The organism is Candidatus Coatesbacteria bacterium (assembly GCA_014728225.1).
Classification (GTDB): Bacteria; RBG-13-66-14; RBG-13-66-14; order RBG-13-66-14; family RBG-13-66-14; genus WJLX01.
The window spans coordinates 1-9673 of record WJLX01000146.1 but is presented as its reverse complement, the minus strand read 5'-3'; the positions used below and the strand labels follow the sequence as shown (position 1 = coordinate 9673).

9 protein-coding genes are annotated in these 9673 nt (G+C 62.1%); 6 read left to right on the top strand and 3 right to left on the bottom strand.

Annotated elements, in window-relative coordinates:
- Window positions 1–21 precede the first annotated feature (21 nt).
- On the bottom strand, window positions 22–1029 hold the full coding sequence (locus tag GF399_10665) for a hypothetical protein (GenBank protein MBD3400777.1): 1008 nt from the start codon (window positions 1027–1029) through the stop codon (window positions 22–24).
- Between the two features lie 145 nt (window positions 1030–1174).
- Window positions 1175–1840, bottom strand: a complete 666-nt coding sequence (locus tag GF399_10660) for a hypothetical protein (GenBank protein ID MBD3400776.1) — start codon at window positions 1838–1840, stop codon at window positions 1175–1177.
- On the opposite strand from GF399_10660, the gene GF399_10655 reads away from it, so the two are divergent.
- Both GF399_10655 and GF399_10650 read left to right on the top strand, forming a co-directional pair.
- On the top strand, window positions 1770–3059 hold the full coding sequence (locus tag GF399_10655) for a PQQ-binding-like beta-propeller repeat protein (protein ID MBD3400775.1): 1290 nt from the start codon (window positions 1770–1772) through the stop codon (window positions 3057–3059). The two genes, GF399_10660 and GF399_10655, sit on opposite strands and share 71 nt — an antisense overlap.
- A 113-nt stretch (window positions 3060–3172) precedes the next feature.
- Window positions 3173–3709, top strand: coding sequence for a hypothetical protein (locus GF399_10650; GenBank protein MBD3400774.1), 537 nt, complete (start codon window positions 3173–3175; stop codon window positions 3707–3709).
- A 273-nt stretch (window positions 3710–3982) separates the two neighbouring features.
- On the opposite strand, the gene GF399_10645 is transcribed toward GF399_10650, so the two are convergent.
- Window positions 3983–5362, bottom strand: coding sequence for an MFS transporter (locus tag GF399_10645; GenBank protein ID MBD3400773.1), 1380 nt, complete (start codon window positions 5360–5362; stop codon window positions 3983–3985).
- A 108-nt stretch (window positions 5363–5470) separates the two neighbouring features.
- Between GF399_10645 and lysS the strand changes: the two genes are divergently transcribed.
- The 4 genes from lysS (at window position 5471) to GF399_10625 (ending at window position 9579) form a co-directional block, all read left to right on the top strand.
- The gene (lysS, locus tag GF399_10640) at window positions 5471–6979 is read left to right on the top strand and encodes a lysine--tRNA ligase (GenBank protein ID MBD3400772.1); all 1509 of its coding nucleotides are present in this window, start codon (window positions 5471–5473) and stop codon (window positions 6977–6979) included.
- An 18-nt stretch (window positions 6980–6997) separates the two neighbouring features.
- Complete coding sequence (locus tag GF399_10635; GenBank protein MBD3400771.1) at window positions 6998–7402, top strand: HEPN domain-containing protein; 405 nt, start codon at window positions 6998–7000, stop codon at window positions 7400–7402.
- Between the two features lie 136 nt (window positions 7403–7538).
- Window positions 7539–8903: an FtsX-like permease family protein gene (locus GF399_10630; GenBank protein MBD3400770.1), complete on the top strand. Its 1365-nt coding sequence runs from the start codon at window positions 7539–7541 to the stop codon at window positions 8901–8903.
- Window positions 8896–9579 carry an ATP-binding cassette domain-containing protein gene (locus tag GF399_10625; GenBank protein ID MBD3400769.1) on the top strand — a complete coding sequence of 228 codons (684 nt, stop codon included), beginning with the start codon at window positions 8896–8898 and terminating at the stop codon, window positions 9577–9579. Before GF399_10630 ends, GF399_10625 begins: the two co-directional genes overlap by 8 nt.
- Window positions 9580–9673: the final 94 nt, after the last annotated feature.

The following is a 9673-nucleotide window of genomic DNA, read 5'->3' as shown; positions in this document are numbered from 1 at the left end:
TTTCTGTGTGGTCGCCCCAATTCATTCATCATCACTAGGAAAATCAAACTCCTCAGGATCGGATTCCTTAGGAAAGCTAAGACAATGATAGCTAGGTATTTTACCATCGTATGTTCCCTCCATTCTTCGTATTAAATCAAATAAAAAAATGGGGAACTCATTATAAGACCATGCTAATGAAGCACTTTTATAATTGTCTTCAACATAAATGGATTCAGAAAAAACAGTATAGGCAAAACACACATTTAATTTATCTGGACCATTAATTATACGCGCATCATTTTCATTTGTCCTCATACTAAAACCTATCATTATCCGCTCCTGTCCCTCAACTTCCGTTATTTTTGTTGCCCATTTACCATTCTCAATATTTTTAGCCAATGGCTTTATTATTCTCTTATTTTCTTTTCTAGAATAATTAATGCTAATTTTTCCAGTCAATTCGTTATCTATAGCAGGACAATATAATATCAGACTTCCGATAAAGTGAGAGCCTATAATATGCGAATTATATATATCTAATAAACTATAATAGTCTAAATCCTTATCTAATAACTTATAATATACTGAAGTAGATACAAAATTTGGGTGTAATGTATTACGTATCTTATCTAATTTTTGAAGTTTATTAAATGTTAATATTATAGAATTTTTATTAAAAGATGATTTAATTTCTAAAACACAATACACAAAATTAGAAGGTATATGCCGCCTTCCTTGCTCGTCTGCTTTTCCAAGCAATGATGGAGAGTTGTATTTATCATATATTATAACATCATATTCATATAAAGTATAGTTTTTTCGTGTAGGATAAGGTGGTAGAATAAATCCTTTACAAACACCAAACTTATCTGGTAAAAAATCTATTAAAAATTCCCTAAACTTATCTTCAGCAGTATGCCCTCTATCTGTTGATGTCGGACGTGATTGTGTAGCTCGTATTGATTCCTTCAGTGCATTAACTAATCTATCCTTGTTAGATAAAAACTCTTTCCAACCTTCTGTTCCGTAACGTGTTTCGGTATCCATATGAACTCCTTATCATCTGTTGTTTACTAAAAAGTAAGTACATCACTAACTGTAAATGTTAGCAACTAGAGAGAGAAAAAGCAACAGACTATAGTCATCAAAAGGCGCATAAATATGCGCCTCTTGTATTCTGCTATACTAAACCCTACGGCCCCAGGTTGATCATGTTCAGCCCGAAGGGGTCGTCATCGATACGGGTGTACTCGTCGATCTCGGCGATGACGTCGTACTCGCTCTTAAGCAGGTAGTAGTGGCTGCGCTCGACGTTGGCCAGGTAGTTGAACATCACCTGGGCCCGGCCGGAGACGCGCTCCCTGAGCGACTCGTAGTGCTCGGCGGAGACCTCTTCGGCGTTCATGGCGGCCTGCCAGAGGTCGGTCAGCTCGGCCTCGTCGAAGTCGACATCGATCCGCATCTTGGGCAGCAGCTCGGGATCGGGCTCGGCGGGGGCGCCGCCGATCTGCTCCTTGAACAGGCCGGTCAGCAGGTCGTGGTGGCGCTGCTCCTCGGAGGCCAGGAACTTGAGCTTGTCGCGCATCATCAGGTTATTGACGTTGTCGTGCAGCTTGAGGTAGAGCTCCTTGGCCCGGTTCTCGCTCTTGATGGCGATTTCGAGGGCCTGCTTGAGGGTCAACTCGGTCATCGTGTCCTCCCGGGGGGTTGATCGTCGGTAACGGGACAATGATAGCACACCGGGGTGCGGCTTGCTTTCGACGGTCGCATCGGCTATCGTTAACGTAATGAAGCCCGACAGCACTCTAGAGTTGCCAACAGCCCGGGAGGCGGCGATGAAGTCCGCGCTGAAAACCATCTTGATCCTGACGGCCGCGGCATTGATGTCCGCCGGCTGCGGCGGCGGGGAGACCGTCGAGGAAGAGGAACCGCCGGCCGTGGTCGAACCCGCCGCCGAAGAGGTCGACAGTGGGGACTTCGAGCCCGATCCCCTGCTGGAAAGCGACGTTGTAGCCTGGGTCTATGAAGGAAACGAGGGTGGTAAACCCCGCCTGTTGACCGTCGACGAGGGCCTGCTGCATGCCGTAATCCACCAGAGCGGCCTGCGTTGCCTGGACGCTCAGGCGGGCGAACTGCTCTGGACCAGCACCCTCGAGGGCAACCCCCTCGTCGCCGACGGCGCCGTCTACGCCTTCGACAGCCCGGGCAACGGTCCCGCCGACCTGCACAAACTGGAGGCCGCCACGGGACGGGAGCTCTGGAGCCGGGATCCCGACTTCATCGAGCGCTACAACATGGTCCACCTGAACGACCGGCTCTACCTGGGCGTCAACCTGGAGATGGTTGTCGGTGACGTCGAGCCCGACACCCGGATCTCGATCATTGATCCGGTCTCGGGGGAGTTGACCCGACAGGTCGAGGTCAAGCTGGTTCCCCGGCGGGCCTTCCGGTTGTTCACCGCCGATGGAGCGCTCTATATGGAGGGCGACGATCTCCACCGCCTGCGAGCCGAAAACCTGCGGCGGAGCTGGAGCTGGGAGCCCCCGGGCGAGCGGCTGGACGCCCACGTCGGTTTCGCCGGCGGTCTGGCCGTCATCAGCGATCGACGGCTGATCATCCTCGACGCCGCCGGCGGGATCCGTGCCGAACTCGAGCTGACCACCGACGGCGGAAATCTATCCGCCCACGGCGAAACCATCTATTTGGGCCAGGACCTTGACGAAGGTCAGCGCCACCAGCTCAGCGCGGTGAACGTCGACGGCGAAGTCATCTGGAGCAAGGCCTTCCCCGGGCGAATCGATTCCCTCGCCCACTCCGGTGAGGCCCTCTACGCCGTCGGCGTGCGCGAGGTCGAAGGAGTCTGGGGTTACATCGATCCCGTCTTGGCCCAGTACCGCGAGGCCGGCCAGGATATCGCCACCCCGACCCTGGTTTACAGCCTCTACGAGCTGGATCCGGCCAGCGGCGAGCGGCTGCGACGCTTCGATACCGACTTCCCCTTGAGCAACCTGCTGGCCGCCGAGAACCATCTCTACCTGGGCGCCGACGACGGCCGGGTCATCTGCCTGAAGCCCTGAGAACCCGAAGCCCGACGGTCGGGATATCTCCAAGTCCGTCGACTTCAAGCGTGCGCGCCGCCGCCTAATGTGCTATATTGATGATACCATGACCACTCAACCGGGAAAGCGTGATGAGATACCGTAGATTATCGGCGATCGGTTGGCTGGCCCTCGTCGCCTTGCTGTTAGGCGGCTGCGACCTGTTCACCGTCCCCGGGGAGAAAGAACCAGGTACCCCCGAGTACCAGCCCCTGACCGCGCCGCGCAACCTCGTCGAGAATATCGCCTGGTGCTACGAACAGCGCGACGCCGAGCGTTACTCCTGGCTGCTGGACGATGACTTCACCTTCTATCTGGACCCCGGCGACGTCTACGAGCACGGCCTGCCTCAAAGCTGGGGTTACGAAACCGAGGTCGAGCAGACCGAGCGGATGTTCGAGACCGCCGACGGCCTGACCCTCGATCTCTACTTCGAAGACGACTACTCCGGACCCGGTTCCGCCGAAAACGAATGGCCCGTCGACGGCGTCGATTACCATCTCCTGCTGCGCCTCGAGGACACCACCTACCAGGCCGACGGCCACGCCAATTTCCTCACCCTGCGCCACGATCAATGGTACGGCGCTCCGCGCTGGTGGATTCTGAGCTGGTGGGACCACCGCAACTAGTTGCGGGATTGTCCGTCACCGCCGTGTCTGTGACGCTTTGAACAAACGAACCGGAAGGCGGACGCCGTCCGGTTCGTCATGTAACCACCGCCCCGCGACCGTTGAAAAACGCCGCCGGAGTACTAGAGCATCCTCGAGTTGCAAGCGCCGGAACTGGCACGGTTTTTGCGGAGGCGAACCGTTATCCTCGCTCTAACGGTCGCCGAGATGCAAAAACCGTGCCAGTTCCGGCGCGGCGGTGTCGAGGGTAATTGCCGTGTCCGGCGGCGTTTTTCAACGGTCGCGGGGCTCGCGTGGTGTGTTGCGTCGCGGGCGGGCATAGTCGTCGCCGCCGCGGCGTCTGAGGAGGTAGATCACCAGGGCGGCGGCCAGGGCGCTGGCGGCCAGCATCAGGAACAGGTTGTCGAGGCTGGTGGCTTCGGCCAGTGCGCCGCCGGCGCTGGCGGCCAGGGAGCCGAAGCCGAAGTTGAAGGCGCTGGCCACGCCGTAGCCTTTGCCGCGATGCTTGGCCGGCATCAGCCGACCGATCAGGGCGTTGGTGATCGGCTGGGTGGCGAAGACGGCGGCGGCCAGCAGTACGGAGACGGCGAGGGTACCCCAGCCGCCGACCCAGCGCGCCGCCAGGGCGCAGGCCGCGGCCAGTACGGCCAGCAGGGTCGCCGAGCGCAGCGGCAGGCGTTTTTCGGCGATGATCCCGCCACTGAACTGCCCGGCCACTCCGCCTATCAGCACCACGCCGGTGGCCAGGTTGCCGACGACCTCGGGTGTCAGTCCGGCGACGGGCAGTTGGCCGCCGAAGTAGATTGGCATGAAGACGACCATCCCCCGGTAGGAGAAGCCCAGTAGGGCCATGGCGATCAGTGCCAGCGCCACCTTGCCGAGGGGGGGACGTTGCGGCTCGTCGTCCTCGGTTTCGGTGGTGTGGGGTTCGCTGAGCTCCATGTTTCTGACACTGCCCAGTTGGTAGACCAGGCCGACGGCGCAGAGTCCGGCGTAGAGCCAGAACAGCTCGGGCCAACCCCAGGCCGCCAGTACCCCGGCGGCGATAAAGTTACCCGAGCTCAGCCCCAGGGAGCCGGCGATGCCGTGGTAGCCCATCCCCCGGGCGTCCCGGGCCAGGTTGGCGCTGATCAGGGTCAGCCCCGCCGGGTGGTAGAGCCCGGCGGCCAGGCCCATCAGCGTTGTGCCGACGATCACCGACCACAGCTCCGTGGACAGCGCCGTTACGACGGCGCCGAGGGCGATGCCCGCCAGACAGAGCCGCAGGGTCTTGCGCGGGCCGATGCGGTCCACCAGCAGGCCGGCGGGCAGGGCTCCCAGACCGAAACCCAGGAAGCTCAGGTTGGCCAGCAGGCCGTAGGTGAAATCGTTAAGCTGGAACTGGGTCTTGAACAGGATGGCCGCGGCCGGCAGGGCCAGCATCGCGGCGTGGGTCACCCAGTGGGCCCCGGCTGTCAGGGCCACGACCTTGCGCTCGGTGACGTCGAGCTTCACGGGTTCACCTGCAATTCGAGCGGGCGCCGGGGCGGGTCGCCCGGCGCCGGTGGCGATCCAACTACTAACAGGCGGGACGGCGCCGGTCAAGTCTCTGTTGGTCGCCGTCGTTGACCGCATCGGGGCCCTATGGTAGCATAGGCACAACCGAAGAGACATGGTGGAGTCGGTTAACTATAGTTATATCAAGCAGTAACGTCTCACAGTCGCAGAACGGGAGTAACCGTGGTCACAAGCGACAATCACGACGGACGGCGGGAAGAAACCCTGGATCAGATCCGCCACCGCCGCACCAAGCTTGACGAGCTGCGCGGTCGCGGCGTCGAGCCCTATCCGGCACGCGCCCGTTACGTTCACGAGATCGCCGGGGTGCTCAACGACTTCAATGCTCTGGAGACGACCGAGGCCGAGGTGACGCTCTGTGGTCGGGTGATGGCCCTGCGCTCCCACGGCAAGGTGACCTTCGCCGACCTGATCGACGGCACGGGCAAGATCCAGTTGTTCCTCAAGCACGACATCCTGGGCGACAACCTCTACGGTCTGGTCAAGCTCCTCGACCTGGGCGATTTCCTCCAGGTCGTCGGCAAACCGATGACCACCCGCACGGGACAGCCCTCCCTGCGCGTCCTGCGCTTGAAGCTGCTCAGCAAGGCCGTCAGGCCCCTGCCCGTGGTCAAGGAGGAGGTCGACGAGGAGGGCAACGTCGTGCGTCACGACGCCCTGGCCGACGTCGAGACCCGCTACCGTCAGCGGTATCTCGACCTGCTGCTCAATCCGGAGAGTCGGGAGCGCTTCGCCCAGCGCAGCCGCCTGTTGCGGCTGATGCGCGACTTCCTCGACGAGCGCGGCTTCCTCGAGGTCGAGACGCCGATCTTGCAGCCTCTTTACGGCGGCGCCGCGGCGGCGCCCTTCACCACTCACCATAACAAACTCGACACCACCCTCTACCTGCGTATCGCCGACGAGTTGTACCTCAAGCGCCTGGTCGTCGGCGGTCTGCATCGGGTCTACGAGATCGGCAAGGACTTCCGCAACGAGGGCCTCGACCGGACCCACAATCCCGAGTTCACCCAGTGCGAGCTCTACGCCGCATACTGGGACTACACCAACATGATGGGGCTGTTCGAGTCGCTGATGGGCCACCTGGCCTTCGAGCTGACCGGCGACGAGGTCGTCGAGTACCAGGGCCGCAGCCTGGATTTCGGTAAACCGTTCAAGCGGCTGCCGGTGCTGGAGGGCATCCGCGCGGCCGCCGGTGTCGACCTGGGGCTGGATCCCGCAGGGGAGCTGGACCGCGCCGCCGCCCTGGAGATCTGCGCCGAATACGGTTGGGAGTTCCCCGAACATACCCTGACGGGCAAGATCGTGATGACGGCCTTCGAGGAGCTGGCCGAAGAGCACGGTCTGCTCGAGGAGCCCGTCTTCGTCGTCGATTACCCCGCCGACATCAGCCCCCTGGCCAAACGCAAGCCCGAAGACCCGCGCCTCGTCGAGCGCTTCGAACCCCACGCCGCCGGTCTCGAGCTGGGCAACGCCTTCACCGAGCAGAACGATCCCGACATTCAGCGCGCGGTCCTCGAGGCCCAGGCCGCCCAGCGGGAGCTCGGCGACGAGGAAGCCAACGTCGTCGACGAGGATTTCCTGCGCGCCCTGGAGTACGGCATGCCGCCGACGGCGGGCCTCGGGATCGGCGTCGATCGCCTGGCCATGTTGCTGACCGACGCTGCGAGCATCCAGGACGTGCTGCTGTTCCCCCAGATGCGTCCCCGGAGCTGACCCTTCCAGGAGCGAGCCATGAACCGCGAGCGGGTGGAAGAGCTGTTGACGTCGGCCCGGGTGCGGTTGATGGAGGTTCGTTATCTGCTCGAGAGCCGGGAAGAGATCGATTTCGCCGAGATCGGCCTCCTGTGTCACGAAGCCGCACTCCAGGCCATGCGGGCCTATCTGACGGCCTGCGGGAACGTTCCCTCGTCAACCCGCGATCTGCCCCACCTACTCGACGAGCTGCTGGAGATCGATATCACCTGTGATCCGCTGATCGAACCCGCCGTCGAGCTCGAGGAGCTCAGCCGCAAGGTCGGCGGCGCCGCCGCGGCCAAGCGCGCCCTCGGTCTGGCCGCCGGCTTCAGCGAATTTTTTCTCGTACGCCTGCGCGCCGCGGGTTACGATCCCGCTCCGCCGACGAGTGAGAACGACTAGAAGCGCGGGCACCTTCCGGATGCGCAACGGTCGAGCCGGTTCCGGCGTAGCCGGTCGCGGCGCGCCGCCGGAACGGACATCGGCTCCGTTCAACCCGCGATAAGCCGTTCGAGACAACCCCGAGGTTTGCCGACCCGTGACCCCCGACGTCCAGAGCCTGAACCCCTTGCTGACCGTCGCCCTGGTGGTGGGCGCCGTGGTGGTCATCGGCGGCGCCATCCTGGCCGTCGGCCGCCTGGGACGCTTCGAGTCCCGGGTGGCCCTGCGTTATTTGCGCTCGGGCCGCAAGGGTTTTCTGCGCGTGATCACCTGGATCAGCGTCGCCGGCATCGCCCTGGGCGTGGCCAGCCTGATCATCGTCCTGGCGGTGATGGAGGGCTTCGAGGTCAACCTGCGGGCCAAGATCGTCGCCAACAATCCCCACGTGACGGTGATCAACTACATGCGCCGTCCCCTGAAGGACTGGCGGTCGACCCTGGAGACCGTCCGCGGCGTCGAGGGCGTGGCGGCGGCGGCGCCGGCGATCTACATGGAGGGGATGCTGGTCAACAAAAGCAACACCCTGGGGGCGGTCTTCCGCGGGGTGGATCCCGACCAGGAGGGCGGGATCACCAGCCTGCCCGGCATGACCGTCGAAGGGGAGTTTTCCTTTGCTCCGGCGCACCGCGACGACATCCCCCACATTGCTCTGGACGGTGATTCACCGCGGCACGGCGTGGTGCTGGGCAAGGAACTGGCCTACGAGCTGGGCGTCGGCGTCGGCAACGAGGTCCTGCTGGTGATGCCCACCGGAGAGTGGGACCCGCTGACACCGATCCCCCCCAAGATGGAGAAGCTGCAGATCACCGGCGTCGTCTCCACCGGGATGTACGAGTACGACGCCCAATTGGCCTACATCTCCCTCGAATTGGCCCAGGAGTTCATGAGCATCGGGGACAAGGTCACCGCCCTCGAGATCCGCTGCGAGGATATCTACGAGGCCCCGGCCGTTTCGGCCCGCCTCAACGAGATTCTGGGCGCCGAGTACTACGCCCGGGACTGGACGGTGACCAACTCCCGCCTGTTCGCGGCCATGGAGCTGGAGAAGTTCGCCATGTTCCTGGCCCTGGTGCTGATCGTCCTGGTGGCGGCCTTCAACGTGATCAGCAACCTGATCATGCTGGCCGTGGAGAAGACCCGGGACATCGGCGTGATGAAGAGCTTCGGCGTCGACCGGCGCCAGGTGCGCGGCGTCTTCCTCGGCGTTGGCGTCACCCTGGGCTCCCTGGGGACGATCATCGGCGGTGCGCTGGGTACCCTGCTGGCCTGGTTGCTCGAGCGCTACAGCTTCATCGAACTGCCCGCCGACCTCTACAACATGGACCACCTGCCCGCCGTGGTCGCCGTCCCCGACGTGCTGATCGTCGTCGGCTCCTCAATGCTGATCACCCTGTTGGCCACCCTCTACCCCGCCTGGCGCGCCAGCCGCCTCGATCCCCTGGAGGCCGTCCGCTATGAGTAGCCTGCTCGAGGCGCGGGGTGTGGCCCGGGAGTTCATCGACGGCGACCGACGCCTGGAGGTCCTCAGCGCCGTCGACCTCGAGGTCCAACGCGGCGAGACCCTGGTGATCGTCGGCGCCTCCGGGGCCGGCAAGAGCACCCTGCTGCACATCCTCGGCGCCCTGGATCGGCCGACGGCGGGGTCCGTCCTCCTCAACGGCGAGGAGCTCGTCGGTGGCAGCGACCGCCGCCTGGCCCAGGTGCGCTCGCGCAGCGTGGGCTTCGTCTTCCAGCTCCACCACCTGCTGCCCGAATTCGACGCCCTCGAGAACGTCGCCCTGCCACTGTTGGCCCAGGGCGTCGACGTCGCCGCGGCCGACCACCGGGCCGGGACCATCCTCGGACGGGTCGGTCTGGGCGAACGCCTCCACCACTCACCGATGAAGCTCTCCGGCGGTGAGCAGCAGCGGGTGGCCATCGCCCGGGCCCTGGTCAAGGAACCCGAGCTGGTGCTCCTCGACGAGCCGACGGGCAACCTGGATCGGGAGACCGGGAATCGGGTCCTGGACCTGCTGTTCGCCCTGGCCGCCGAGAACGGCGCCGGTTTCGTCATCGTCAGCCACGACCGGGCCCTGGCGCGACGGGCCGACCGCGCCCTGTTACTGCGCGACGGCGTCCTGCATCCCCTGGATCCTTAACCATCGCGCCGCAAGACCGCAAGCTGGACCTGCGCCGCTGGAATACCCCCGCCGCCGGAACTGGCACGGTTTTTGCAGCGATGTAACCGTGGGA